The sequence below is a fragment of the Streptomyces sp. NPDC006872 genome (assembly GCF_040635845.1).
Lineage (GTDB): Bacteria > Actinomycetota > Actinomycetes > Streptomycetales > Streptomycetaceae > Streptomyces.
This window is the reverse complement of the sequence record NZ_JBEYIL010000026.1, coordinates 18,530-44,195: the sequence shown is the minus strand read 5'-3', so window position 1 is coordinate 44,195 and position 25,666 is coordinate 18,530. Positions and strand designations below refer to the sequence as shown.

Genomic DNA, 25,666 nt, shown 5'->3' with positions numbered 1-25,666 from the left:
CCAGTAACTTCGACTTTAGCAGTAACTGAAGGGGTGGTCGCCGTGGCGAGCCGGATCAGGCTGGAGGACCGGGAGTGCCCGCTGTCCACGACGGTGGAACACGTCGGCGAGTGGTGGACGCTGCTGATCCTTCACGATGCATTCGACGGCTACACCCGCTTCGACCAGTTCCAGGAGAGCCTGGGCATCTCCTCCAGCATGCTCACCACCCGGCTGAAGACCCTCGTCGCGGACGGTCTGCTGGAGCGACGGCAGTACCGGACCGCCCCCGTCCGGCACGAGTACGTCCTGACCGAACTCGGACACTCCCTGCGCCCGGTGATCGTCGCCCTGGCCGCGTGGGGCAACTCCCGCCTCACACCGAGCGAGCGCAGCATGATCCTCGTCGACGCGCGCAGCGGCGAGGAGGTCGAGCCCGTCGTCGTCGACGCCAGGACCGGCCGCCGACTCGACGACAGCGGGGCCTACGTCTTCACCGCAGGCCCCGCAGCCAGCGACGCGATGCGCAACCGCTACGCGACACGGCCGACGCCATGACCGGTCGCCCTGCGCAGGCCGCCACCTTGTCCGACGTCGCCGAAGTGGTCACCGTCCAGCGGCATTCGCTGGCCCAGGCATCCTTGGCGGCCATGCGGGCGGAGATCCCCGGCTACGCGGCGATCACCGATGAGGCGTTGCTGGACGACGTGGTCACCCATGTGCGCAAGGGGAACGACGCGCTCGGCCTCAGTCTGGCGGAAGCGCGGCCGGCCGGTGACGAGGACGTGGGGTTCGTCCGCCCGCACGCTGCCCACAGAGCTCGGCTGGGGGTGTCGCTGGTCGATTTCATGCACGCGGTGCGTATCGCCCACCACACGGTGTGGGAGGCGATCGCCAAGTGGGCTGTATGCGGCCCGGGGAGAGGTGACAGCGCACTCGAAGCGGCCGGTCTGGTCATGGAGTTCTTCAACCGGGCCAGCACGGTTGCCGCACAGGCGTATCTGGAGGCGGAGCAACTGCTGGCCGCAGAAGGCGACCGAGTACGCCGGGACCTGCTCGAAGACCTGCTGGCGGGCCGCGAGCCCGCTCCGGGCCCACGCCTCAGCGCGGCGACGAAGGCCGGGCTCAGCCCTGACACACCGTGTGCCGTGGTGACCGCCGTACCAGTGGCTCCGCTCGCCGACGAGTACGGACTACGCTCCGCCGCAGCACTCCTGGGACGGGCCGTCGGTGATCCGGACAGGCTGCTGACGGTCCTGCGGCAGGACGAGATCGTGATCGTTCGTGCCCTCCGTGACACTGCCGGAGAGCTGCCGACGGAGCCGGTCAGATCCGCCCGGCGAGCCCTTGCCGATCTGGGAGTACCGCTGGCGATCGGGATCAGCACCCGCCACACCACCGTCGCCGACCTCGGGAAGGCCTACCACGAAGCGGTGACGCTGATGGGCACCCTGCCCCGGAGCGGTGGTGTCGTCTCCCTGTCCGAGCTGCGCGTCCTCGACTACCTGACGCTGCGGGCGGACGAGACCGTCGCACGTATCATCCCCGCCCGGATGCGGGAGTTCGTGACCGAGGACGCGGGTGCCGGCGGCCAACTGATCAGGACCGTGGAGTGCTTTGCGGACAACGATCTCAATGTGAAGGCCGCGGCCCGGGAACTCGGGGTCCACATCAACACCGCGCACCATCGGCTGGCCCGCGTCGAGGAGCGCACGGGGTGCAGTCTCCGCCGACTCGTCGACCTCCAGGAGCTGTTGATCGCGATCAAGCTCTTCGCCGGCGCCGGTCCTGCCGTGTGATCCGATCACAACGCAACGCACCCATCGTTGGGTGCCCCACCCGATGACCTGTGGCGCATGCGCTCCCTAGCCTTTGCGTCGTGTCCGATACAGGCCGACCGACGGACGGGGACCGAACGACATGGCCGATTCCACCGCACCGCCCACGTCCGTGTGCCAGGCATTCCAGCGCATGGCCGCCGCCGATCCGAACGCGACAGCGCTCCGCACCGTGGGCGGCACCCGCACCGTCAGCTGGCGTGAGCTCGCCGACGATGTGCGCGTGCTGGCCGCGGGCCTGTCCGGGCTGGGAATCCGGCGCGGGGACACGGTCGCGCTGATGATGACCAACCGGACGGAGTTCTACCCCCTGGACCTCGCCGTCCAGCATCTGGGAGCCACTGCCTTCTCCGTGTACAACACACTCGCGCCGGCGCAACTCGCCCATGTCCTGCGGAATTCGGGAAGCAGGGTGATGGTGTGCGAGGCGCAGTATGTGGACATCGTCCGCAGCTGCGGTGCGTTTGTCGAGCACGTCGTCGTGGTGGACGACGACGGAGCCGGTGCGGACGCAGGCGCGCTCACACTGAAGCGCTTGCGTCAACAGGGCCTGGCCGACGACCGGTTCGACTTCGAGGCGAGCTGGCGTTCCGTACGGCCGGACGACGTACTCACCTTGATCTACACGTCGGGGACGACCGGCGCCCCGAAGGGCGTCGAGATCACTCACGCCAACCTGCTCGCCCAGGCTTCAGGAGTCACGCAGGTGCTGGACTTCCGGTTCGGCGACCGGATCACCTCCTACCTGCCCTCGGCGCACATCGCCGACCGCTTCACCGGCCTGTACGCGCTGGCGCTCTTCGGCGTGCAGGTCACCGTGGTCCCCGACATCAGGCGGATCGCGCAGGCGCTGCTGGACTGCCGACCGACGATCTGGGTGGCAGTGCCGAGGATCTGGAACAAGCTCAAGCAAGCGGTCGAGCACACCCTGGACGACGAGAGCGACGAGACACATCGCAGGACCGTCGAGCAGGCGATCGCCATGGGGACCCGCCGCACACGCCTGATCCAGGCAGGCGAACCGGTCGACGCGGAGCTGGCCGCCGCGCACACCGCGGCCGACACCGCGGTGCTGTCCGGCCTGCGCGAGCGCCTGGGGCTGGACCAGGTGAGGTGGGCCGCTTCCGGAGCGGCGCCCACACCGCCCGCGACCCTGGAGTTCTTCGCCTCCCTCGGCATCGACATCTGCGAGGGCTGGGGCATGTCCGAACTCAGCTGCTTCGTCGCCGTGAGCGCGCCCCCGCAGGCCCGGTTCGGCACCGTCGGCAAGCTGCTGCCAGGCCTGGAAGGGCGCCGCGCGGACGACGGCGAGTACCTCGTGCGCGGGCCCTCCCTGATGAAGGGATACCGCAACGACCCGGCCCGGACCCGCGAAGCGGTGGACCGCGACGGCTGGTTCCACACAGGCGATGTCGTCGTGGCCGACGACGACGGATACCTGACGATCGTCGACCGCAAGAAGGACATCATCATCAACGAAGCGGGCAAGAACATCTCGCCCATGAGTGTGGAGACCGCCGTCGCCACCGCCTCTCCCCTCATCGGTACGGCGGTGGCGATCGGCGACAACCGCCCGTACATCACCGCACTGCTCGTCCTCGACGCTCAGGCCGCGGCCGCCTTCGCCGCCGCACATGCCCTCGATCCGGACCCGAAGACGCTGGTCAGCTCGGCCCCGCTGATCAACGCCCTGGCAACGGCCGTGGCCGAGGGCAACCGCCAGTTGTCCCGCGTGGAGCAGGTCAAGCGGTTCAAGGTGATACCCGCGTACTGGGAGGGGGACGGCGACGAGCTCACCGCCACCCTGAAACTCAAGCGGCGGAAGGTCGCCGAGAAGTACGCCACCGACATCGCCGCCCTGTACGCAGACCCGCTCGCCGACGACGTCCGACAACCGACTGAGAGAAACAGGAGGCAGGAGTGATCCAGCGGACCAGGTGGAAGACCCTCACCGACACGGCTCGGACGCGCGGGGCGCCGTCCCGGAGCGGAGCCCGCAGACGGTGGCTCGGCGTCCTCGCGGTGCTGACCCTGGGGGTGGGGATCGGCACCGCGCCACATCATGACTCCGCGGCGGCCACCGCCACGGAATTCACCCGGCCGGTCCGAACGTGCGAAAGCCTCACACAGCTGACCTTCTCGGACGGCACCACGGTCACCAGTGCCGCACAGACCGCCGCCACTCCCGCGATCTGCAACGTCACCTTGACGGTGCCCGAGAGCAACGGCATTTCGATGGCACTGCCGGTGGACAACTGGAACGGCCGCTTCCATGGCGCGGGCGCCGGAGGCTACGGAGGCTGGCTCTCACCGGAACAGGTGGCCGCCCCCGCCCGGGCCGGCTACGCGAGCGCGGGCACCGACGGCGGGCACTCCGGCTCTCCCCTGGACGGCTCGTGGGCGTGGTCCCCGACCGGGATGAACGCATCGCTGATCAACGACTTCGCCTACCGGTCGGCCCATGAGATGACGGTCAAGGGCAAAGCGATCACCACCGCCTACTACGGACGCGCACCCGACTACTCCTACTGGAACAGTTGCTCCGGCGGAGGGCGGATGGGGCTCATGGAGGCCCAGCGCTTTCCCGACGACTACGACGGAATCCTGGCCGCGGCCCCCGCACTGAACGCCGACCGTTTCGTCCCTGCGGGAATGTGGCCTCAGGTCGTGATGCGGGAATCGGGCAACTTCGTGCCGCGGTGCAAGTTCGAGGAGTTCACCCGCGCGGCCGTCGCGGCATGTGACGCCCGCGACGGTGTGACCGACGGGGTCATCGATCCGCAGACCTGTGCCTTCGACCCCGCGAGACTGGTCGGCCGACAGACTCCCTGCGGTCGGATCGCGGCCGAGGACGCCACCGTGATGAAGCGGATCTGGGACGGCCCGCGCCGCTCGAACGGCTCGCGACTGTGGTACGGCATCCCACGGGGAGCCCCCTTGAACGCCTACGCCAGCACCGCCGAGACCGACGGGGTGCCGAACCCGCTGCCCGGCGACTGGTTCAAGTACTGGCTGGCCAAGGATCCCGACTGGGACTGGCACACTCTGACCAGCGCCGACTTCGCCACCTACTTCGAGCAGTCCCGTCGCGAATACGGCCCTCTCCTCGCCACCGACGATCCCGACCTCAGTGCCTTCCGAGACTCCCACGGGAAGATGATCATCTGGCACGGCTGGGCAGACGAAGTGATCATGCCGCAAGGAAGCGTCGACTACTACACGCGGCTGCTCGCCACCATGGGCGGCAAGGCCAGGACGGAACGCTTCGCCCGGCTGTTCATGGCACCCGGCGTGCAGCACTGCGTCGACGGTCCCGGCGCCTTCCCCGCCGACCCGCTGGCGGATCTCGTGAAGTGGGTCGAGCAGGGGCAGGCCCCCGACACCCTCTTCGCGAAGAACGGGGACATGACCCGCCCGCTGTGCCGCTGGCCGGCCGTCGCGCGCTACACCGGACAGGGAAGCACCGACGATGCTGCCAACTTCCGCTGCTCCAGCAAGTGACGCACCCCTCGCGTCGGCTTCGACACGGCGGCTGGTCACGAACATCGTGCTCACTCCTTGGTGGCGCCGGCCAGCATGCCGGACACCAGGGCTCGCTGGGAGACGAGGAACACCAACAGCACGGGCAGGATGGTGACGAGGGCGGCCAGGGCGAGTTCCGGGCGCATGATCTGGTTACCGAGGCCGGCGGAGGTGTTGAAGGCCGACGACGAGGTCAGCAGGTTGTTCAGCCCTACCTGCGCGGGGTACTGCGAACTGTCCGGCAGCATGACGAAGGGGAGGAAGAAGTTGTTCCAGTTGCCGACGAAGTTGAAGAAGCCGACCAGCGCGACGACCGGCTTGGCCAGGGGCAGGGCGATGAGCCGGAAGACCTGCCACTCCGAGCAGCCGTCGATCCGCGCGGCGGCCAGCAGGTCGGCCGGGATGTTGGAGGAGAAGTAGATGTAGGTGAGGTAGACGCCGAACGGGAAGAACGAGAAGGGCAGGATGACCGACCAGATCGTGCCGTCCAGATGGACGGCGTTGATCTCGAGGTACAACGGCAGAACCAGCGCGGCCGAGGGCATCAGCATGACCAGCAGCGTGATGGTCAGCAGCAGCCGGCGGCCGATGAACCGGGTGAGTGCCAGGCCGTATCCGGCGGGGATGCCGGTGACGAGGGTGATGACCAGCGCGCCGAAGGTGTAGAGGGCGGAGTTTCCCAACCAGTCGAGGATGGCCCCGTCCTGGAAGCCGTACAGGTTGTGCCAGGTGTCGGCGAGACCGTTCAGGGATCCGAGGGAGAACGGGGCCCCGCGCAGGATCTGGCCGTCGGTCTTGGTCGGGGCGAGCAGCAGCCAGATCACCGGCAGCACGAAGAACAGCAGGAAGAAGCCGAGGACGACGATCCATGCGACGCGGGCGGCCAGGCTCTTCGGGCGGATCCGCCGCGGTGGCGTGGGACCGGTGCCGGCGCGTGAGCCGGTGCGGGACTCGGCGGCGGAGGTGGCGGAGGTGAGCGTCATGGCGCGGCCTTTCAGTCCCGGTCGAACATCCCGGCGCGGAAGACGACGAGTGCCGCGCAGCCGAGCCCGAGGAGGAGCAGGTCGACGGAGAGCGCCGCGGCGCCGTTGAAGTCGCCCGCCTGGAAGGCGTACTGGTAGGAGAGCTGGTTGGGGGACCAGCTGTCGGGGATCATGCCCCAGCTGGCGGTGGAGACCAGCTGCGGTTCGACGAAGAGCTGGGTGCCCGCCGCGAAGGCGAGGATCAGCATGTAGGCGATCCACTTGGTGAGCATCGGGATCTGGATGCGCAGCGCGATCTGCAGGGTGCTCGCGCCGTCGATCCGGGCCGCCTCCAGGATCTCGTCGGGGATGTTGTTGAGCGCCCCGTACATGATCACGATCCAGCCGCCGGCGCCGGTCCAGAAGGCGATGACGGTGAACAGCACCGGCAGATGACCGGGGGCGATGACCTGGGCGAGCGTGTGCCGGCCGAAGGCGTCCAACAGCCATCCGACCGGGCTGGAGGCCGGGTCGAGCAGGATGAGCCACAGCAGTACGCTCGCCACCCCGGCGAGCGCTCCCGGCAGATAGAAGAGGAACCGCAGGGCGGAGGAGGTCCGGCGCATCCGGCCGTGCAGCATCAGGGCCAGCAGCACGACGAGGACCATCAGTACGACCAGCCAGACCAGCAGGTACAGCCCGATGTGAGCGAAGGCCGGGCCGAAGCGGTAGTCGCCGAAGGTACGGCTGAAGTTGCCCAGTCCGACGAACTGACCGCGGGAGTTGGACAGGGCCAGCCAGAGGGCGTAGCCGGTGGGCAGCACACCGAAGCCGAGCAGCAGGACGACGTAGCCGGAGACGAAGAAGTAGCCGGCGCGGCCGAGCGGATTGCGGGCGCTGCGGTCGCCACGCTTCGGCCGGACGGCGGGGAGAGTACTCATCGGATCACCTCAGCGCTCGACCGTGTAGCCGAGGGACTTGGCCTTGTCGGTGATGGCGGTCTGCCAGTCGCCGAGCGTGGCGGTGAGCGACTTCCCGGAGTTGAGTGCGGGGACCACGGTGGAGGCGTAGATCGCCTCCTGGCTGTACTGGGTGGCGGACCAGCCCGGCCACACCCGCTCGGCGGCCTGTTGGAAGACGGGGCCGATGTCACCGGCGAAGTAGCCGGTCGTGGCCTGGTTGGCGAGCCAGGCGGTGGCGGCCGTCTTGTAGGCGGGATAGGTGCCGGCGGTGGCCTGGTAGTCGTTGGAGGTGGTCATCCAGGTCACCAGGTCGGAAGCCGCCTTGAGGTTCTCGCTGTGGGAGGAGACGAACCACAGACCGCCACCGACGTTGCCGGTGTAGTTCGTGGTGTCGCCGGCGAACTTCAGGGGAGCGGCCGCCGCTATCCGGCCCTTGGGAGTCTTGAAGGTCGAGTTGAACAGCACCTGGCCGTACCAGGACGGGCCCGGCAGCATGAGCACCTTGTCGGCCTTGTTCTTGACGAAGTCGGCGCCGAAGACGGTGTCCTTGGAGACCGACCCCTTGGCGATCAGGGTGTCGAGCAGTTTGGCCATCCGCGTGCACTTGGCGTCTTCGAGGTCGACGGTGACCTTCTTGCCGCCGGTGACCGTGCTCGCGGGACACTGACTCGCCCAGAAGTAGACCTCCGGGGCGTAGGAATCACCGGCGGTGCCGACCAGATAACCCGGGTGCTCCTTGGCGACCTTCTCCCCGAGGGCCTGGTACTCCTCCCAGGTGGTCGGGACGGTGTACCCGAAGGAGTCCATCCGTTTCTTGTCGTACCAAAGGACGTTCTGGGCCAGGTCGTTGCGCACGCAGTACGTGTTGCCGTTGAAGACGCACGGGTCCAGGGCGCCGTCGGCGAAACCGCTGAGCGTGCTCTTCGGGATGATGCCCTGGTCGACGGGAGCGGCGTAGGGGGTCTTGCCCTGGGCGGCCTGGGAGGCCCAGGTGCCGTCGTTGACGTTCGCGGTGAAGGCGACGTCGGGCCAGCCGCTGCCGGTCCGGTCGAAGAGCTGCACCTTGGTCTGCAGGTCGTTGGCTCCGTTGGCGTCGCCGCTGTACGTGACGATCTTCATCTTCACGTCCGGATGCGCCTTCTGGTACGCCTCCACGCCCGGTACGCGGGTGGCGTCCGCCCATACCGTGATCTCGCTGCCCGTCTTCTGGGGCACGGGGGAGAACTTCGCGGCGGGCCCGCCCGCGGCAGGCGTCGGATCCGCGCTGGCGCACCCGGTCAGCGAGAGCAGACACATGACTCCGAGAGCCGCGACGGCAGCTGTGACACATGGCCGAAAGGAGTGTGGAGAGGAGGAGTACCGAACGCCGTTGTTCATGGCTGACCTCGTTTTGCGCTGGGATGCCGGACGGTCTCGGGGGGTGGCGGGAGGCGGGCGCGGACGCTCGCCGGTCATGCCTTGGGCGGGGTGGCCGTCTCGTCGTCGACGTACGGTCGGAGTGCGGCCGGGTACTCGAGCCCTGCGGGCAACGCGACGCCGGGGCCGGTGGGAGCGTGGACGATGCCGTCGGCGTCGATGCCGCTCTCCCGGCTGATGGGGTTCCCCATCACCAGGGACTCGTAGTACGTCGTGTTGGAGATGGCCATGCACAGGTGCCGGTTGGGGATCTCGGGTCCGTGCACCTCGGCCCGCAGCCGGAAGGCGTCGGCGAGGTGGGCGGTGCGCATCGCGCCGGTGAAGCCGCCCCGCAGCTGGGTGGAGGCACGGACCCCGAAGGTGGCGGCGCCCGCCTGGATGAAGTCGGCGGAGTTCATATGGGCTCCGTCGGAGGTCTCGGCCACGAGCAGGGGCACGCTCACCGCGTTCGCCAGGCGTTGGTACGCGGTGACGCTGAACTCGCGCATCGGTTCCTCGTACCAGAGGTAACCGGCATCGGAGAGCGCGTTGCCGACATGGATGGCGTCGGGCAGATCGAAGCCCGCGGAGCCGTCGAACATCAGCGGGATGTCGTCGCCGACATGCTCGCGCAGGGCCACGGACAGTTTGGCGTCGCGTCGTGCGTCGCCCCAGGCGTGCAGTTTGATGGCCGGGTAGCCGAGCTCCAGCGCCTGGTCGGCGATGTCCAGATACTCGGCGACGGAGGAGTAGGTGACGGTGGAGGCGTATGCGGGGATGGAGGTGCGATAGCCGCCCAGGACCTCCCAGGTGGGCCGGCCGGCGAGGCGCCCCGCCAGATCCCACAGTGCCGTGTCGACGAGGCCGAGGAGGTACAGCGGCAGTTCCTCGATGCGGTCCAGTTCCCACAGCCGGTGCCAGAGCCATTCGCGCCGCAGGGGGTCCTGGCCCACCAACTCCTCGCGCAGCACCCGGTCCAGCAGGTCCGCCAGCACGACGGCGGAGCCCCGCCGCGGGCTCATCGCCACACCGTCGATCCCTTGGTCGGTGCGGATGTGCAGGACGGCGGCCTCGCCCTCGGGTGGGCTGCCCCGCAGTCCGTGCCGCCAGACGAACGGCGGGTCGGCGGCGGGCACCCGGATCGGATGACTCGCGACATCGGTGATGCGCAACGGTGTCCCACCTCACAGAGAAGCCAGAAATGCCTCGGTAACATAAGTCGTCATACGAATGCCGTCAAGCTTTTGGCGGCTAGAATGCGGCGCACACAGCGGAGCGGAAGGGCGGTCGCCATGACGGAGACGGGCACGGACAACGGTGGTGGTCCGCCCCCGCTGCAGCCCTGGCTCAGACGGCCCGCCCGGCTGGCGTACGCCGTGGTGGAGGCGCTCGCCGACCGGATCGTGGCGGGCCATATGCCGCCCGGCTCGGCGCTGCCCATCGAGCCCGAGCTGTGCGAGACCTTCGGGGTCAGCCGCACCACCGTCCGTGAGGCGGTCAAGGCCCTGGAGGCCAAGGGGCTGGTCCGTGCCAGGCAGGGTTCCGGAACCACGGTCACGCCGCAGGAGGACTGGAACCTGCTGGATCCCGTCGTTCTGGCCGCCACCTTCCGGCACGACGACGAACTCGTGGTTCTCGACCAGCTCGTCGGCGTGCGATCGGCCCTGGAGTCCCAGATGGCCGCCCAGGCGGCGGTCCTGGCGACGGACGACGACCTCCGTGCCCTCGAAGGGCTGCTCGCGCGGTTGGACGCGGAGACCGCGGCGCCGTATGACTTCATCGAGACCGATCTCGTCTTCCATGGCCGGATCATGGAGGCGTCCCGCAACCGGCTCGCGAGCTCCATCGTCCGCGGCGTCCACACCCAGGCCCGGACCACCTCCCTCTACAGCGGCGCACCCGACGTCCGTGCCTGTGAACTGGCCAACGCGGAGCACCGGCAGCTGATGGAGCGCCTCCTCGCCCGCGATCCCAAGGGGGCCTCGCAGGCCATGACGTCGCACATCGAGGACGCCTGGCAGCGCCGCCGCTCACCGGCCGGCCGCCGGTCGACGGAGTAACTCGGGGACAAGTTAAGTTACTGTGCGGTATCTATTGCCGCTATTCGTATGACGACTAATGTAACCGCCGTTTGGTTCCGGCCACTGGAAGGTGCCACGTGCGGTTCATACGTCCATACCCCTCGCCCCGGGACCGGGTGATCAGAACCTCCCTGATGGCGGCCGTCGCCCTCGCCACGGTGACCGCGACCGCGCCGGCCCAGGCAACGCCCGCCCTCGCGGCACAGGCGACGGTCCTCCATGCCTCGCCGGGCGGCCACGGCACGGCCTGCTCATCGGTCCACCCCTGTTCCATCGGGCAGGCCAAGGCGAAGGTGCGGACCCTCAACTCCCCCATGCGGTCCGATGTCGTCGTCCAACTCGCGGGCGGTGCCTACCGGCTCTCCGCGCCGCTGACCTTCACCCGGGCCGACTCCGGCACCAACGGACACACCGTCACTTGGAAGGCCGCGCCCGGTGCCCACCCCGTCCTGTCGGGGGCGCGGAAGGCCACCGGCTGGACGCGGCAGGACCGCGCGAAGAACATCTGGAAGGCCAAGGTCGGCAAGGGCTTCGACATCCGGCAGCTGTACGTCGACGGCGTCCAGGCCACCCGCGCCCGCACCGAACTGAACCGTGCCGACCTGACCGGCGACGCAGGCGGCTACACCTTCACCAGTGGCGCGCTGAGCTACCTCAACAGCCTGGCCGATCCGGGCCGTACCGAGATCGACGCCCTAGGCTCCTTCACCAACCGCTACTCGCCGGTGGCGGGCATCAGCCATGGCGTCATCACCATGGAACAGCCGGCCTGGAACAACAACACCTTCGGGTACGACACCATCGGCAACCCTTTCCGCAAGGGGCCGCTGTACATCGAGAACGCGTATGAATTCCTCGACACGGCGGGGGAGTGGTACCTGAACACCCGCACCGGGACCCTGTACTACAAGCCCCTCCCCGGCCAGAAGATGTCCACCGCCGACGTGGAGATGCCGAGACTGGAGTCCCTTCTCTCCGTCGGCGGCACCTACCAGGCCCCGGCGACCCATATCACCTTCTCCGGCCTGCAGTTCTCGCACACCAGTTGGCTGCTGCCGTCCACCGGCCAGGGATACGCCGACCAGCAGACCGGCGCATTCATCTCAGGTGACTGGGAGCGCCCGGCGGACGCGCTGAACTCCTGCCAGTACGGCTGCCGGCTCTTCGAGGCGACACGTCCGAACTGGCATCAGATGCCGGCCGCCGTCCAGGTGTCGGCCGCCTCCCACATCAGCTTCACCGGCAACCGGTTCACGCAGCTCGGCCAGGTTGCCCTCGGCATCGGCAACGACGCCAACGCACACACCACAGGAGTCGGGCTCGGCGCCGACACCATCAGCGTGACCGGCAACGTCTTCACCCAGGACGCGGGCGGCGGCGTCGTAGTCGGCGGAGTCCAGGCCGACGCCCACCACCCCGGCGACCCCCGGATGACCAACCGGAACATCACCATCAGCGACAACGTCATGCACGACCTCGCGCTGGACTACCGCGACATGACAGCCGTGCTGGTCACCTACGCCACCGACGTCACCGTCTCCCACAACGAGATCTACGACATGCCCTACACCGGCATAGCGATCGGCTACGGCTGGGGCACCAACGACCCCGGCGGCAGCCAGGACTACGTCAACCGCGGGCTGTACGACTTCCAGCCCGTCTACACCACCCCCACCACCTTGAGGAACATCGAGGTCACCGGCAACTACCTGCACGACGTGATGCGGACGATGGACGACGGCGCCTGCATCTACACCCTCTCCGCCGCGCCGGGCACGAGCATCGACCGCAACTACTGCGCCGACAACAACGGCCACTACGGCATCTACCACGACGAAGGATCACGCGACTACACCGACAGCAACAACGTCTTCCGCAACACGGGCGACTGGGACCACGAGAACTCCAACGCCACCAACAACACGGGCGCGCTCACGGTGACGGACAACTGGACTAGCAACGGCTCCATCAGCCTGAGCAACGGCCGGCGCGGCAACGTGGTGACCGGCACCGTCGTCGTCACCGACGGCAACTGGCCCCTCGGCGCCAAGCAGGTCATGGAGAACGCCGGCGTCCACGGCAGGTGACCCGCCCTGTCCGTACGCCCTGCCCCTCGGGTCCGTAGCACCCTGTTGGACGCCGCGGGCCCGAGGGGCGTATTCGCCGGGTGGGCGAAGCGCGGGCGGGGGCCCGGGTGACCCCGGGCCCCCGCCTGGTGTTCAGTTGTGCCCCGCTGGGCGGGCGAGCCTACGGATCTTGGTCTGAGCGGCGAAGTCGATCAGGACGCCACGACGAGCAAGAGCTTTGCGAACGGTCCCGGTTCATAGTCGAACTTGAAGTTCCACCGTGACTCGCCGCCCCTGCAATTCCTCGTGGTGAGGATCTGGCTTCCCCATCCGAAGACGTTGTCGTCTCCGACGCACGTGCTCTTGCCCTTCGGCTGGAGAGAGAGCTGGCCGGTGTCGTTCCAGTAGCCCGGTTTGAAGAGTTGATCCGTAGCACCGTTGCAGCCCCACTGGATCACCCTGCCCGCATTGTCACTCCAGCACAGTCCTGTACTGCGGTTGTAAATGCTGTAGAAACCGCTGCCCATGGCCTTGAACACCCAGTGGGTGTATTCCTTGGCTGCGCCGGAGAGCACTTGAATACCCCAGGCCTTGGAAGTGACGCCGACCGAGTGGTTGTCGTCGTGGGCGTTGAGGAGCTGGACGCCGGCCTCTGCGGCTATGCCACGGAACCCGATGGCGTAGTGGTCGGATGCCATGCCGATGCGGACGCCTCCGTAGCCGGCCATCCGCTCGTTGGTCACCATGTAGTCCAGTTCACCACCACTCTGCTGGGTGGCTTCGCCGGTCGTGTACCTGTGCTGACCGCGTACGATGGGCAAGACGTTCGGGTCCATGTTCCAGTCGCCTATCGCGGCCCATGGGTGGTCGTGCGCATCTGCGGCGATGGCTTGCACCAATTCCGGGGATTCGTTGTTCCTGGAGGCCGCCGCGTGCACGGTGTAGAAGCGCGTGTTGCCCAAGGTGATGCCGAGAACGGGCCGGGTTTGGGGAAGTCCGTTGTTGCCCCAGCGAATGGGCAGGACACAACGGATGTCGTGCGCTTGCTCGTGGCTCAGGAAGGCCAGGTTGACCCGGTTACCGCCGAAGTCGGTACGCATGTAGTAGATGTACCAGTCGGTGGTCTGACCCGGAGGCCGCCATACGTACTCCTGTACGGTCCACCCGCTCCAGTTCTCGTGCTCTCCCAGGAGGGGGGTCATGCCGTTGAAGCGTCCGGGCGGAATAGGGCCTGCCTCCTGCAGCGCGACCACGTTGTAGCCCTCGCGGAGGATCCGGGGGATGTCGGTGGTCCACTTGTTGGCGCCGCCACCGCCACCGCCCTGCATGTTGTACGTCGCGGGGCGGTAGCTGCCCACCCCCGCCCAGGCGCTCTGCGGCGTCGCGATGGTGGCGATCAGGCCCGCCAGCATGGCGAACGCGAGCATCGGCACAAGGAATATCTTCCGGGTCCGACCGCCGCCGCGGGGGTGTTCCTGTCTTCTGCGGGAAGTCCCGCGCAGGGGAATCCTCATTGCCTGTCCTTTCTGGCCCACGCCGGTGACGGCGCGAGGGGCCGGCTATTGGATGTCGCCACCGTCGCCGGTGGGGGCGCCCGGAGTGGTTGCGGTGACGGCCTTGATCACGACCTTGTTCGGGTAGGCGACCAGCAGCGGATCGGTGACCGATGCCGGGGCGTCGGTCTGCACCACCACCCGGTCGCTCATCGCGTCGTACTGAACGCCCACCATGTAGGCCGTCGTGTCACCGTCCGTGGATATCTGGCGGAGGACGTCGGCCTGGATGTCGGTGATCTGCTGGAGCGTGAACTGGGGGCTCTTCGCGGTGGTCGGGGTGGGCCAGTCGGCCGGGATCTCTCCGTACTCGGAGGTCCAGCCCGGCGGCTTCTGCAGGTCGTTGATGTCGCCGGTGTAGTCCGACGGGAAGACGATCACCGGTCCGATGTTGGGGTCGTCGAACGCGGCGAGGGCGCAGTTGTAGTCGGCGAGGGCCTGGACCTGCTGCCACTGCAGTTTCGTCGCGGCGTCCTGGAAACCTGCCGCCGGCGAGACGGCCGTCGTCAGCACCTTGTCCATGGGCGCCTGGCCCGGATCGCACTTGACCGGGGGCGGGGTGTCGAGCGGGTACCCCTTGATGACGAGCTTGCCCGGGTACTGGGCGACCAGCGGGTCGGTGACCGATGCCGGGGCGTTGGTCTCGGCCACCACCCGGTCGTCCATCCCGTTGTAGTACACGTTCAGCTGGTACGTGTCGTGGTCGCCGTTCGGCTGGACCGCCGTGGTGACCGCGTCCTGGATGTCGTTGATCTGCTGGAGCGTGAACAGCGGGCTCTTCGCGGTGGTGGGGGTAGGCCAGTCGGTGGGGGTCTGCCCGAACTCGTTGGTCCAGCCGGGCGGCTTCTGCAGTTTGTCGATGTCGCCGGTGTAGTCCGACGGGAAGGTGACGACGGGTCCGATGTTGGGGTCGTCGAACGCCGCGAGTGCGCCGTTGTAGGAGGCGAGGGCCTGGAGCTGCTCCCACTGCTGCTCGGTCCCGGTGGCGACGGTGTTGACCTCGGAGGTGGACAGGGCGCGGTTGTAGACGCGGAAGTCGCGCATCCGGCCCTTGAAGTAGAGGTCGTTGGCGTAGAGCGAGCGGCCGATGTAGTCCGCGGTGGTGGTCCCGCCGCCGATCGCGCCGGGGGTGATCGTCAGGTTGGTCTTGCGGGCCTTCTCCACGCCGTTCTCGTACAGGATGCCCGTGGTGCCGGTCTGGGTGTACGTCACGTGCTTCCACATGCCGCGCGCCAGCTGGTAGGGGTCCCCGGAGGGCTGGATGTCCTGCTTGGCGGTGTAGTCGGTCATCGACAGCGAGGTGCGCAGGGTGTTGCCGGTGGTGAAGAGGTAGCCGTTGCCGTTGCTGCCGCTGGTGTTGCCGAAGCCGTAGAAGAAGTACGGCTTGCCCATGGTGGGGTCGATCCACACGTCGAAGTCGACGGTGATGGAGTTGAGCCCGGCCATGATGTTGTTCGGCACCTTGATGTAGGTGTTGGAGCCGTTGAAGGCCATGCCCGGGCCGTCCCAGCCGGTGGTGCCGTTGACCGTGCCGTCGCGGCCGTTGCCGGAGGAGTCGTGCGCGACCGTGCCGGATGTCTCGTCCAGCTTGTAGCGCAGCACCAGGCCGTCGCCGATGTCGGCCTGCGCCGGCGCGGCGGTGGTCAGCGCCCCCGTGCCCAGCGCGAGGGACACGGCGACCAGGCCGGCGACCGTGCGCCGGCTCCCCAGCGGGGCACCCGCGCGGACCAGCCGGAGAGCGGCCGGAGCGGCTGGGCCACGACCCGGCGTGATCACGGCGCGGGCAGTGGCAAGGACTGCCCTGGCCCTGTTCTTTCTTCGCATTGTTTCCCTTTCGAAGCGGTACGCGGGCATCCGGTTCGACGGCTGTGTGCGGGGCCAGCGCCGGGCCGGGTGGCCGGAAGGGCGGAGCGAGGCAGCGCAAGGACACCTGCCGAGGCACTCCAAGGGAGGGTTTGCGGCACCAGGCCGACTGTTGCCTTGGCGCCACGGGACACTGGTGCGGACCAAGCCGTCGCAGCCGGCCCGCTCCGCCTCGTTGTGGCGTCGTGTCGCAATGATCAGGGCATGGCCCAGCCCCGGCCCATGGGTATTTCTACGGGGTTCTTATGCGGGCTTTATGGCAGGGCTTTACGGCGTGGGCGGTTGGTTCGCCGCCCACCAGCCCGCGATCTGGGCACGGGAGCGGAAGCCGAGCTTGGCCCGGATGTTCTCGACATGACCGTCCACCGTGCGCGGGGAGAGAACGAGCGCCGCGGCGATCTGACGGTTGCTCATACCCTTGGCCACCAGCGCGGCCACATCCCGTTCACGGCGGGTCAGCGGGCTCGGGGCGGTGGCGGGGGCGGCCGGTTCGGAGTCGGCGCCGGAGTCGGAGCTCAGGGCGTACTCGATGGCCCGGCCGGGGCTGTCGTGGACGCCGCCGACCGCGAGTGCCCGCTCGAATGCCGCAGGGCCCAGCGCCTGTACGACCGACTCCTCGCATCGCACGTGGTACTCGGCGATCCGCGGGCCGAACGCGGAGACGCTGGTGCCGATGTCCTGCCACAGGCCGCGCACGGCGCCGAGCAGCCGCCCCGCCCGCTTGTACTCGCCGCAGGAGGCGGTCGCCCAGGCGAGCTGCTCCAGCATCAGGGAGGTGGCGATGTAGTCGTTGAAGCCGCGCTCGATCTCGAGCGCGGATCGGGTCAGCGCCATGCCTGCATCCCGGTCACCGCGCACCCAGGCGTCGTAGCCCAGCGCCCCCAGCGCGTACGCACGGCCCCACCTCTCCCCGTGCGCCGCCGCCAGGGCGACCGCCCGCTCGCCGGTCTCCGCCGCGCGCGGGTCCCCCAGGTGGGTCTGGGCGACGGCCAGCCGGAACAGCACGAAGACCGCCACGGCTCCCCCGTCGTCCGCCGGGTGAGTGGCGATCGCGCGCTCGAACATGGACACGGCCTCCGCCAGCCGCCCCCGGGACACTGCCGATGAGCCGTGCAAGCCCGTGACGTACGCGCCCACCACCGGATCGTCCAGTTGTTCGCCCAGCTCCCCGGCCTCGGTCAGCCACTCGTCGGCCGTCGAATGATCACCTTGGAGCTGTGCCACCCAGGCGGCGACCCACAGTGCCCGGGCCCGGGCCGGGGTGGGCTCGGGCGCCGCTGTGAGGGCCCGGTCGAGCCATCGTCGTCCCTCGCCGAGGAATCCGCCGACGCACCAGTGGAAGCGCAGTGCCGCCGCCAGCGCGAGGGTGACCTGTGGGTCATCGCCGAGGTCGAGTGCCGCCAGCAGGTTGGCGTGCTCGGCGCGCAGGCGGGTGAGGGCCTTCTCCTGGCCGGGGCCGTACCAGGTGTCGGCGATGTGGGTGGCGAGGGTGAGGTAGAAGTCGCGGTGCCGTCGCAGCAGGATTTCTGCCTCGTCGGATCCGGCGAGTCGTTGTCGGCCGTACTGGCGGATGGTCTCCAGCATCCGGTAGCGGGGCAGGCCCTCGTAGTCGGTGGTCAGGATGACGGACTGGGAGACCAGCCGGTCGAGCAGGTCCAGCACTTCGTGCCGGGGGACGCCCTCTCCGGCGCAGACGTCTTCGGCCGCGTCCAGGCCGAAGTCGCCGGTGAAGACCGACATCCGGTTCCACAGCAGCCGCTCGGCGGGCGAGCACAGCTCGTAGCTCCAGTCGATCAGCGCGCGTAGTGTGCGCTGGTGCGGTCTCGCGGTTCGGCTGCCGCCGGTGAGCAGTGTGAAACGGTCCTCCAACCGGTCGGCCGTCTGTTCGACTGTGAGTGTGCGAAGCCGGGAAGCGGCCAGTTCGATGGCGAGAGGCAGCCCGTCCAGGCCGTCGCACAGCCGGGTGACCGCATTCCAGTTCGCGTCGGTGATCCGGAACTCGGGCCGCAGGGCGGTGGCCCGGTCCCGCAGGAGTTCCACCGCCTCATCCGGCACCGACAGGGGCGGGACGGTGAGGATGTGCTCACCCGCGATACCCAGCGTTCGGCGGCTTGTCGCCAGGATGTGCAGACCCGCGCAGGCCGCCAGCAGTGTGCCCGCGAGTTCGGCGCAGGCCTCGACGAGGTGCTCGCAGTTGTCCAGTATGATCAGCGCCCGTCGTCCGGCGAGACGCCCCGCGAGCTGGTCGAGGGTGGGCCTGACGCCCAGGTCCGCGATGCCCACGGCGGTCGCGGCCGCGCTTGCCACCGACGACGGGTCCCGCAGCGGTGCCAGGTCGACAAGCCATGTCCCGTCCGGGAAAGCCTTCCTCGACGCGGAGGCGGCTTCGAGGGCCAATCGGGTCTTGCCCACGCCGCCCACTCCGGTGAGCGTCAGCAGCCGGGCCGAGCCAAGGATGCGGCGGATCTCGGCGATGTCGCTCCGTCTGCCCACGAAGGTGGTGAAGGCCGCAGGCAGATTCCCCGTTTCCCAGAGCAGGCTGGTCACCTTCCCCCTCACCTCCTACCTGCCCGAAAATACCCCAAACGCACGCGAACGCGACTTACGGTGTTTAGCGTATCTGTTCCTTCAGTCGCCGTCGGTCGAGGTCGGTCCGTGGGCGTTGAGCGACAACGTCACGAGCTGGAGCGCAGGGAACGCGAGGGGCGCCCCGTGCCCGCAGGGGCGCGAAGCGGGAGAGGCTGCTCCCGGGACGTAGCACTATGGATGCAAGAGAAAGAGGATGAAAATCTGGTCAAAAATCACACTCTGGGTGGAGGGCGGCTGCACTCCGCGGAAACCCTGGTGGAGGTGAGATGGTGGACGGACGGCGAACCAGTCACGATGCCGAACCGCCGAACCCCGTCGACATGTCCGGCGACTCGCTCACGGCGCGTGCCGTTGTCGATGAAAACGGCATGATCACCGAGTGGAGTGAGGGCGCTCGCCGGCTGCTCGGCTATTCGTCTGTGCAGGTCGTCGGTAGACCGGCCGCCGACCTGATCGACAAAAGGATCTCCACAGGGGCGTTGCGTCGGCTGCCTACTCTGCCGAGGTGGACCGGAACGGTCCGGCTGCGGCACCAGAACGGGCACCAGGTGGATGCCCGTGTGCTCGCCCACCATCGGCGGGAGGAGGGCACCGCCGGCAACTGGCTGGTCTTGTCTCCGCTCGCAGGGACCGGTGCCGCCCAGGGCCCGGAGAAGCTGGCCGTATGGAGCTTCTACCAGGCGTCCTGCTGTTCGATGGAAACGTATGACACGAACCTGCGCCTGAGGCAGGCCAACCACTCCTCCCAGCGCGCTCTCGATCTGACCGAGGCGGAGATGCAGGGGCTTCGGCATGCCGAGCTGGTGGCCCACCCTGAGTTCGAGAGGGTCGAGCAGTGCATGGCGCGAGTGCTGGAGACCGGTGAGCCCCAGGATGTGGCAGTTCAGGTTCAGGTCGCAGGGGAGCTTCGCAAACAGGCCTGGTCGCTCTCGCTGTACCCGATACGGGACGAGGGTGGTGTGCTGCGCGGCGTGGGGCTGTCGGCCCATGACATGACCGAACAGTACTGGGCGCACAAACGGCTTCAGCTGCTCAACGATGCGGGCGCCCGTATCGGGAGTACGTTGAGCGTCGCCCGCACGGCTCAGGAACTGGTCGATGTGGCCGTGCCGGAGTTTGCCGACTTCGCCACCGTCGATCTTCTTCCGGACGTCGAGCGGACTGAGGCGGCGCCACCAGAGGATGCGATGTCCGGGCCGACTGCGGAAGGCTCGTTCATGCTTCGCCGCGTTGCCCAGCAGTCCGTGCTTCCGAACATTGCCGAGGCGGTGCTCCGCCCTGGCGAGGTGGACGACTACGCCGCCAGTTCCCCGACGGCGGAATGCCTGGCCACTGGCCGAGCTGTGCTCCATGCCGAATTCGCCCCTGACTCCGCCGACTGGTCGGTGGGGCATCCTGGCCGGGAGGAATCGGTCCGTGCCTTCGGTATCCACTCAGTCATGGCTGTGCCGCTTACGGCCCGCGGCCACACCCTGGGCGTGGCCGTCTTCCTGCGTCACCAACGGCCGGAGTCCTTCACCGAGGGCGATCTGCTGCTGGCCGAGGAGATCACTGCCCGGGCCGCGGTCTGCATCGACAATGCGCGCCGGTACACCCGGGAGCGGGAGACCGCGCTGGCGTTGCAACGGGCCCTGCTTCCCCAGCGACTGCCCGTGCAGCCTGCGGTGGAGGCGGCCTTCCGCTACCTGCCGACGGACACCCTGGCCGGGGTGGGCGGCGACTGGTTCGACTTGATCCCGCTGTCCGGCGCCCGAGTCGCCCTGGTCGTCGGCGACGTGGTCGGGCATGGCGTCCAGGCATCGGCGATCATGGGACGGTTGCGGACCGCTGTCCGTACCCTTGCCGACATCGACCTTCCGCCTGACGAACTGCTCACCCATCTCGACGACCTGGTCATCCGGCTCTCGGCGGACACGGACACGGACGGCGCCTCGCCTCGCGACCAGTCCGCCGAGATGGCCGCCGGCCTCGGCGCTACCTGCCTGTACGCGGTCTACGACCCGGTTTCCCGTCTCTGCACGGTGGCCAGTGCGGGACATCCGGTCCCCGCCGTGGTCAGCAGTGGGGGCGCCGTGGACTTCCTGGATGTACCGGCCGGTCCACCGCTGGGTCTGGGCGGGCTGCCCTTCGAAACCATTGAGGTCACCCTCCCCGAGGGGAGCCTGCTCGCTCTCTACACCGACGGCTTGGTCGAGTACCGCGAGCAGGACATCGACGAGGGGATCGCGCGTCTGAGCAGGGCCCTCGCCGACCCGGCGACGTCCCTGGACGCTCTGTGCGACAAAGTGCTCGCCACAGTGCCACCCGAGCACCCCACTGACGACATCGCTCTGCTCATCGCCCGCACCCAGGCCCTCGATCCCCGGCACGTCGTCACCTGGGACCTGCCGGCCGACCCCGCCATGGTGGCCGGCGCGCGCAAGCTCGTCACCGCGCAACTGGATGCGTGGAATGTGCAGGAGGCGTCCTTCGTCACCGAGCTGGTGGTGAGCGAGCTGGTCACCAATGCGATCAGGCACGCCGAACCGCCCATCGAGTTGCGACTGCTCCGCGGCCGCCACCTGATCTGCGAGGTGTCGGACGGCACCAGCACCGCACCCCACCTGCGCCGTGCCCGTACCTATGACGAGGGCGGTCGCGGCCTGCTGCTCGTGGCGCAGGTCAGCCGCGGTTGGGGCACGCGGCACACCGGCACAGGCAAGACCATCTGGGCGGAGCTGGCCCTGGACTCGCCCGAGTTCCCGTAGCCGCAGACTCGGGTGTGGCGGATGTGTGGTGCTCAGCTCCGCACTGTGCGTGAAAGCCCACGCATCAGCGACCCCGATCGTCAGTGACCGCGCCCGATCCACGCGTCGAGATGCGGGGCCTCGGCGCCGATCGTGGTGTCGTCCCCATGTCCGGTATGCACCGTGGTTTCGGGCGGCAGCGTCAGCAGGCGGTCGCGGATCGAGCGGATGATCGTCGGGAAGTGCGAGTACGAACGTCCCGTGGCCCCCGGCCCGCCCTGGAACAGGGTGTCAGCAGACGGTCGTCCAGGTGCGGGAAGATCGGTGCACCGGTGCGGTCGGCCAGTGCCGGCGCGGCGTCGATGTGGTCATTGTGGGCGTGGGTGCACACGATGGCCGTGAGGCGACGGTCGCCGAGCGCTTCGGCGATGGCGTCGGCGTCGTGGGCCGCGTCGATGACCAGTGCCTCGTGGTCGTCACCCACGATCCAGACGTTGTTCTCTACGTCCCAGGCCCCGCCGTCCAGTGAGAAGGTCCCGGCGGTGACGGCCCGCTGGACGTGTATGGCCCCGCTCACAGCGTCACCACCGAGCGCAGGACGTCTCCCTGATGCACGCGCTCGAAGGCTTTCTCCACCTCGTCGAGTTGGATGGTCTCGGTCACGAACGCCGCCAGGTCCAGGCGGCCTTGGAGGTGCAGGTCGATGAGCATGGGGAAGTCGCGGGAGGGCAGGCAGTCGCCGTACCAGGAGGACTTCAGGGCGCCGCCGCGGCCGAAGACGTCCAGGAGGGGGAGTTCGAGCTTCATCTCCGGGGTGGGTACGCCGACCAGGACGACCGCGCCGGCCAGGTTCGAGCCTGCGATGGCTGCGTCCCCGACACCACCGCAGCCGATCACCGTGACCGTGTCGCCGCGGCCCACGTTGCCCGTGTTGATCGCGGCGCCGATCCCGGCCATCACCCCGCATCCCAGCAGCCCGGCGACCTGCGGCGCCACCGACGCGTCGACCTTCGTGCACTGTCCGGCTGCCACCAGCGTCTTCTCCGCGAACGCGCCGATCCCCAGGGCCGGAGACAGCTCCTGCCCGGTCGAGGCGAGCGTCATCCTCTGCTTGGCGTTGTGAGTGTCGAAGCAGTACCAGGGCCGCCCGCGCAGACACGCCCGGCACTGCCCGCACACCGCACGCCAGTTCGGAATCACGAAGTCGCCCGGCGCGACCTCCGTGACGCCCTCGCCGACCGACTCCACCACCCGGCCGCCTCGTGGCCGAGCAAGAAGGGGAAGTCGTCGTTGATGCCGCCCTGCTTGTAGTGCAGGTCGGTGTGGCAGACCCCGCATGCCTGCACCTGCACCACGGCCTCGCCCGGCCCCGGATCGGGCACCACGATCGTCTCCACCCGCACCGGCTCGTCCTTGCCCGGTGCGATCACGCCGCGTACTTCCTGCGCCATGGGTCAACTGCCTTTCTGGCGTGCCGGTGACGAACCCCTCTGCCCGGGCCTGGGTTTGAGGGCCCGTCAGCAGGGACGGCACGATCTCCACGAGGCCGAGGACCGGGACCGGATTGAAGAAGTGCGCCCCGATCACCTGGTGCGGGCGTGTGGTGGCCATGCCCAGTTTCATGATGGGCAGTGAGGAGGTGTTCGAGGTAAGCAGCGCGTCCTCGCGTACGACGACCGACGGCTTCACCGTGGCGGGCACCGCGCGGTCGGCGGCCAGGACCGTAGAGCTGGCCCTCTCGTACCGCAACGGTCCACCCGGCCGCCGGCGGCGTCGCCAGCCAGGCCGTCACCACCGTGACAGGCCCTCCCAACCCGACGTCGGCAAGACAGGCGGGTGCGGTGGGCCGTACCGGTGGTGGCGGGCGCGAGGCGGGCCGTGGCAAGGGCTTCAGCGCCCCGTGCAGACACCGGCTGAGGACCTTGCCGCCCGCCTCACGGCGTCTGCCTCGACAGAGGCCGGTCAGTGTCGTCGGCGCGTGCGGGTCACTGTTGGGTCGCCGGACGCTCGGCACGGTTCTGTGGTCGTGACTTGGTCAGTCCGTATTCCACAGCCCTGAGCAGGGTGAGGGCGGAGTCGAGGTGTTCGGTGTCGTGGCCCGCGGCTTCGGAGACGGTAGCGGCCCATTCCTGCCGGACGAGCGTGGTGTTGCTGCGTCCGCGCTCGGTGGAGTGGACCGTCACCCCACGGCCGTCGCCCGAGTGGGCGTGCCGTTCGATGAAGCCCTTCTGCTCGAGTCCGCGTAGGACGGTGGAGAGGTTGGTGCGCTGGAGCCCGGTCGCGTCGGCGATGCGGCTGGGCGGGGCGGCGGGGTCGCGCTTCAGATAGCGCATCACCATGCCCTCGGACTGTGACAGGTGGACGGCCTGCTCGTCCGTGTAGCGGCGGAACTGGATCTCCCGGCTGATGATCAGCACGAGGTCGGCCAGTTCGGCCCACCGCGGCTCGTGGTCCGGCCCCGCTGTCGGGCCTGTCGGGTGCGCTTGGTCCTCCATCACGGCTCCAGGGTACGGGGTTGCCGCCAGTTGGTTATGGGGGCATACTCATTATGTGCTCATAGTTATGAGCACATAACTGCTGGCCTCTGCCGGCAATCTCTGCTCTTTCTGGAGCCGTCATGACGACAACCACCACCTCCCGGCATGCCGGCGCGGCCGCGCCGTCGCCCCATGCCACAGCCCGCGCGGGCGGCCTGCACCCGCTCGGGGTGTTCATCCTGCTCGCGGGCGCGTTCCTGCCGATCATGGACTTCTTCATCACCAACGTCGCCCTGCCCAGCATCGACGCCTCCCTGCATGCCTCGGCGTCGTCGCTGGAGCTGGTCATCGCCGGGTACGGCGTCGCGTACGCCACCCTGCTGGTCCTCGGGGGCCGTCTCGGCGACCGGTTCGGCCGCCGCCGTATCTTCCTCGGGGCGCTCGTGGGCTTCGTGCTGGCGTCGCTGGCCTGCGGTGTCGCACCGAGCGTGGGCGCGCTGATCGCGGCCCGCATCGTCCAGGGCGCGACCGCCGCGCTGCTCATCCCGCAGGTGCTGGCGACCTTCCACCACGTCCTGGAAGGAGAGCGAAAGGCTCGTGCCGTGGCCCTGTACGGGGCCACCTCCGGCATCGCCGCCGTGGTCGGACAGCTGGTCGGCGGCCTGCTGGTCAGCGCGGACATCGCCGGCACCTCCTGGCGGCCGATCTTCCTGGTCAACGTACCCATCGGTGTCGTCGTGCTGCTGGTGGCGGCGCGGATCGTGCCCGACACCCGCTCGCACCACCCCGTCGGCATCGACCTGCCCGGCACCGTGCTGTTCGCCGCCACCCTGACCGCCCTGCTGGTGCCGCTGACCGAGGGACACTCCCTGGGCTGGCCCTGGTGGACCTGGCTGATGCTGGCCGCCGCTGTCGTCCTCGGTGCCGCCACCTACGTCGTCGAGAAGCGGACCGAGCGGCGCGGTGAGGTCCCGCTGCTGCCGCCTTCCCTGCTGCGCCTGCCGTCGATGTCCCGTGGGCTGACCATGGTGTTCGCCTTCAGCATCGGCTTCGGCGCGTTCATGTTCGTCTTCGCCCTCACCGTCCAGAACGGCCTGCACGCCGACGCCCTGCACAGCGGGCTCGCGATCCTGCCGATGGCCCTGCTCTTCTTCGCCGGTTCCCTGGTCGCGCCCCGCCTGATCACCCGGTTCGGCCGGGCCGCGCTGTCCGCCGGCGCCGTCGTCCAACTCGCCGGACTGGTCTCGCTGGTGACGGTCCTGCTGGAGAACTGGCCGCACGTCAGTCTGTGGTCCATGGCCGTACCGTTGGCTCTGGTCGGCGCCGGCCAGTCGATGCTGTTCGCCGGACTGTTCCGCAGCGTGCTCGCCGACGTCCCCACCCACATGGCCGGTATCGGCAGCGGCGTGCTGATCACCCTGCAGCAGAGCGGACTGGCCCTCGGCGTGGCCACCCTCGGCACCCTCTATCTGGCCCTGGCCCCGCACAACGTCGCCCACGCCTTCGCCGGAGTCGAGTACGTGCAGATGGGCATCGTCGCCCTCCTCGCGGTCGGCGCCGCCGCCCTGCCGCGCTTCGACAAGTCCAAGTCGGCCGCCACTCCGGTCGTCGACGCCTGAACCCGGCCCTCTCGAACCCCTCGTAGGGAGCAGT

Annotated in this window: 16 protein-coding genes and 3 pseudogenes; 8 read left to right on the top strand and 11 right to left on the bottom strand. The window is 68.8% G+C overall.

Annotated features, from left to right (window positions below; translation table 11 throughout):
- Positions 1-42 precede the first annotated feature (42 nt).
- The 4 genes from ABZ725_RS46765 to ABZ725_RS46750 all read left to right on the top strand — a co-directional run bounded on the left by ABZ725_RS46765 (position 43) and on the right by ABZ725_RS46750 (position 5,318).
- Positions 43-537, top strand: coding sequence for a helix-turn-helix domain-containing protein (locus tag ABZ725_RS46765; RefSeq protein WP_358808469.1), 495 nt, complete (start codon positions 43-45; stop codon positions 535-537).
- A complete protein-coding gene (locus ABZ725_RS46760) occupies positions 534-1,778 on the top strand; it encodes a helix-turn-helix domain-containing protein (RefSeq protein ID WP_358808468.1) in 1,245 nt (414 codons plus the stop codon). Before ABZ725_RS46765 ends, ABZ725_RS46760 begins: the two co-directional genes overlap by 4 nt.
- Positions 1,779-1,899: 121 nt before the next feature.
- Entirely contained in the window at positions 1,900-3,741 is a 1,842-nt protein-coding gene (locus ABZ725_RS46755; protein ID WP_358808467.1) for an AMP-binding protein, read from the top strand.
- Positions 3,738-5,318 carry a tannase/feruloyl esterase family alpha/beta hydrolase gene (locus ABZ725_RS46750; protein WP_358808466.1) on the top strand — a complete coding sequence of 527 codons (1,581 nt, stop codon included), beginning with the start codon at positions 3,738-3,740 and terminating at the stop codon, positions 5,316-5,318. Before ABZ725_RS46755 ends, ABZ725_RS46750 begins: the two co-directional genes overlap by 4 nt.
- A gap of 50 nt (positions 5,319-5,368) precedes the next feature.
- On the opposite strand, the gene ABZ725_RS46745 is transcribed toward ABZ725_RS46750, so the two are convergent.
- From ABZ725_RS46745 to ABZ725_RS46730, 4 genes are all read right to left on the bottom strand, one after another.
- Positions 5,369-6,322: a carbohydrate ABC transporter permease gene (locus ABZ725_RS46745; RefSeq protein ID WP_358808465.1), complete on the bottom strand. Its 954-nt coding sequence runs from the start codon at positions 6,320-6,322 to the stop codon at positions 5,369-5,371.
- Positions 6,323-6,333: 11 nt separating this feature from the next.
- Entirely contained in the window at positions 6,334-7,242 is a 909-nt protein-coding gene (locus tag ABZ725_RS46740) for a sugar ABC transporter permease (RefSeq protein ID WP_358808464.1), read from the bottom strand.
- Between the two features lie 9 nt (positions 7,243-7,251).
- Complete coding sequence (locus ABZ725_RS46735; RefSeq protein WP_358808463.1) at positions 7,252-8,478, bottom strand: carbohydrate ABC transporter substrate-binding protein; 1,227 nt, start codon at positions 8,476-8,478, stop codon at positions 7,252-7,254.
- 236 nt (positions 8,479-8,714) lie between these two features.
- Positions 8,715-9,830 carry an enolase C-terminal domain-like protein gene (locus ABZ725_RS46730; protein ID WP_358808462.1) on the bottom strand — a complete coding sequence of 372 codons (1,116 nt, stop codon included), beginning with the start codon at positions 9,828-9,830 and terminating at the stop codon, positions 8,715-8,717.
- 120 nt (positions 9,831-9,950) lie between these two features.
- Between ABZ725_RS46730 and ABZ725_RS46725 the strand changes: the two genes are divergently transcribed.
- Together ABZ725_RS46725 and ABZ725_RS46720 are read left to right on the top strand one after the other, a co-directional pair.
- A complete protein-coding gene (locus ABZ725_RS46725; RefSeq protein WP_358808461.1) occupies positions 9,951-10,718 on the top strand; it encodes a FadR/GntR family transcriptional regulator in 768 nt (255 codons plus the stop codon).
- A gap of 137 nt (positions 10,719-10,855) precedes the next feature.
- Positions 10,856-12,826 carry a right-handed parallel beta-helix repeat-containing protein gene (locus ABZ725_RS46720; protein ID WP_358808460.1) on the top strand — a complete coding sequence of 657 codons (1,971 nt, stop codon included), beginning with the start codon at positions 10,856-10,858 and terminating at the stop codon, positions 12,824-12,826.
- A 191-nt stretch (positions 12,827-13,017) separates the two neighbouring features.
- On the opposite strand, the gene ABZ725_RS46715 is transcribed toward ABZ725_RS46720, so the two are convergent.
- The 3 genes from ABZ725_RS46715 to ABZ725_RS46705 all read right to left on the bottom strand — a co-directional run bounded on the left by ABZ725_RS46715 (position 13,018) and on the right by ABZ725_RS46705 (position 18,768).
- Positions 13,018-14,232: an endonuclease/exonuclease/phosphatase family protein gene (locus tag ABZ725_RS46715; protein ID WP_358808459.1), complete on the bottom strand. Its 1,215-nt coding sequence runs from the start codon at positions 14,230-14,232 to the stop codon at positions 13,018-13,020.
- A gap of 132 nt (positions 14,233-14,364) precedes the next feature.
- Positions 14,365-16,134, bottom strand: a complete 1,770-nt coding sequence (locus ABZ725_RS46710; protein WP_358808458.1) for a LamG domain-containing protein — start codon at positions 16,132-16,134, stop codon at positions 14,365-14,367.
- 354 nt (positions 16,135-16,488) lie between these two features.
- Positions 16,489-18,768 (bottom strand): LuxR C-terminal-related transcriptional regulator, encoded by a 2,280-nt coding sequence (locus ABZ725_RS46705; protein ID WP_358808457.1) that lies wholly within the window; start codon positions 18,766-18,768, stop codon positions 16,489-16,491.
- Positions 18,769-19,076: 308 nt separating this feature from the next.
- Here ABZ725_RS46705 and ABZ725_RS46700 point away from each other — a divergent pair, with 308 nt between their 5' ends.
- On the top strand, positions 19,077-21,557 hold the full coding sequence (locus ABZ725_RS46700) for a SpoIIE family protein phosphatase (RefSeq protein WP_358808456.1): 2,481 nt from the start codon (positions 19,077-19,079) through the stop codon (positions 21,555-21,557).
- Between the two features lie 80 nt (positions 21,558-21,637).
- Here ABZ725_RS46700 and ABZ725_RS46695 read toward each other — a convergent pair.
- The 4 genes and pseudogenes from ABZ725_RS46695 to ABZ725_RS46680 all read right to left on the bottom strand — a co-directional run bounded on the left by ABZ725_RS46695 (position 21,638) and on the right by ABZ725_RS46680 (position 24,031).
- Positions 21,638-22,101 (bottom strand): annotated as a pseudogene (locus tag ABZ725_RS46695) (MBL fold metallo-hydrolase).
- A gap of 8 nt (positions 22,102-22,109) precedes the next feature.
- A pseudogene (locus tag ABZ725_RS46690) lies at positions 22,110-22,987 on the bottom strand (alcohol dehydrogenase catalytic domain-containing protein).
- A 40-nt stretch (positions 22,988-23,027) separates the two neighbouring features.
- Positions 23,028-23,225: pseudogene (locus ABZ725_RS46685) on the bottom strand (3-hydroxyacyl-CoA dehydrogenase NAD-binding domain-containing protein); the annotation flags it as partial.
- A gap of 296 nt (positions 23,226-23,521) precedes the next feature.
- A complete protein-coding gene (locus tag ABZ725_RS46680; protein ID WP_351916882.1) occupies positions 23,522-24,031 on the bottom strand; it encodes a MarR family transcriptional regulator in 510 nt (169 codons plus the stop codon).
- 122 nt (positions 24,032-24,153) lie between these two features.
- Here ABZ725_RS46680 and ABZ725_RS46675 point away from each other — a divergent pair, with 122 nt between their 5' ends.
- Positions 24,154-25,632, top strand: coding sequence for an MFS transporter (locus ABZ725_RS46675; protein ID WP_358808455.1), 1,479 nt, complete (start codon positions 24,154-24,156; stop codon positions 25,630-25,632).
- The last annotated feature ends 34 nt before the right edge of the window (positions 25,633-25,666 follow it).